The sequence below is a fragment of the Synechococcus sp. R55.7 genome, from assembly GCF_047461955.1.
Lineage (GTDB): Bacteria > Cyanobacteriota > Cyanobacteriia > Thermostichales > Thermostichaceae > Thermostichus.
Genome location: NZ_JANSIC010000358.1, coordinates 1 through 1248, shown reverse-complemented (window position 1 = coordinate 1248; position 1248 = coordinate 1). Strand labels below are relative to the sequence as shown.

Sequence of the window (1248 nt, the reverse complement as noted above, 5' to 3'; positions counted from 1 at the left end):
CTGACAGGAACCTCAGGAAATTTCCGTGAACAGATCCTTGAGGGCCGTGCGGGCGGCCAAGTGCTTGCGGGTGGACTCGAGAATTTCGGCTTCCCGGCGCAGCCGCCTTTCGGTACTGACCATTTCCAGCAGAGCTTGCTGCTCTTGGGGGGCCCCATGGAAGTGGCTAGCCACCCAGTAGGACAGTTCTATGGGGGTGGTGGGGAGCTGCTCCGGCAACTGTGCATCCCGCTCCATTAGCTTGCCCGAGAGACGCACCACATCTTGAAGGAGAGTGGTAACCTGGCGCACCCAGCTCTGCAGGTCATCGGAAGGGGTGGTCGGCTCATCCTCAATCCATTCCACCAGCCCCACCCGGAAGGGTTTTTCCCGCACGTAATCCAAGACGCGGAAGCGCTGCTGCCCCAAGGTCAAAATGTCCATGCGGTCATCTGGCAATCGCTGCACCTGCAACACCTCAGCACAACAGCCCACCCGCACTGGGGATCCCGTCTGGGGATTGAACATCAGCACCCCAAAGCGGCGATCCGTCTCCAGAATGGTGTTGATCATCATGCGGTAGCGGTACTCGAAAATGTGCAGCGGCAGAGGTCGGCCCGGAAACAGCACCACCTCCGGCAAGGGAAACAGCGGTAGCTCGCGAACATCCACGGAAGAAGAAGGCATAGGGCTTGTGCTTCTCGCTGTACTGAGTCTAGCCCATCTTTATTGGCCAATCTTTATCTCTGCTAAAGGTAGGGGATTGACAGGGAGGGGATCCCTCAAGAGAAGCGGTGGTGCCAGACTGTGATGGCAATCGCCAAGGCATCGGCGGCATCATCCGGGCGGGGCAAGCTGGGCAGGTTGAGTTCCCGGGCCACGGCAGCTTGTACAGCCTGCTTGTCGGCGCGTCCGTAGCCTGTCAAACTTTGCTTGACTTGGGCGGGCGTAAACTCCACCGGCAACAGATGATGCTGGGCCAAGGTGAGCAGGATCACGCCACGGGCTTGGGCGATGGCAATGGTATTGCCCATTTTGTAGAAAAAAAGTTTTTCCAGCCCCACCTGATGCGGGCGCAGTTGGCGCAGCAACTGGCTCAAATCCTCGTGCAGCGTTTGCAGCCGCTCCGGCATCGAGTGTTGGCTGGGGGTGCTGATCACCCCATAATCCACAGGTTTCAACCCCGCAGATCCCGCCAGAATGCAACCAAAACCCATGGTTCCCAGACCTGGATCTAGGCCGAGGATGCGCTGCTCAGGTGGGGTGTCT

2 protein-coding genes are annotated in these 1248 nt (G+C 59.0%); both read right to left on the bottom strand.

All coding sequences use genetic code 11. From position 1 onward, the window contains the following. Positions 1 to 12: 12 nt before the first annotated feature. Positions 13 to 666, bottom strand: a complete 654-nt coding sequence (locus NW820_RS12460; protein ID WP_011432147.1) for an LON peptidase substrate-binding domain-containing protein — start codon at positions 664 to 666, stop codon at positions 13 to 15. 95 nt (positions 667 to 761) lie between these two features. Further along, positions 762 to 1226: a crossover junction endodeoxyribonuclease RuvC gene (ruvC, locus tag NW820_RS12455; RefSeq protein WP_414407651.1), complete on the bottom strand. Its 465-nt coding sequence runs from the start codon at positions 1224 to 1226 to the stop codon at positions 762 to 764. Positions 1227 to 1248 lie beyond the last annotated feature (22 nt).

What these genes read in the sequence shown, in the direction of transcription:
- NW820_RS12460 (WP_011432147.1), bottom strand. Translation starts at nt 666, where the DNA reads ATGCCTTCTTCTTCCGTGGATGTTCGCGAGCTACCGCTGTTTCCCTTG.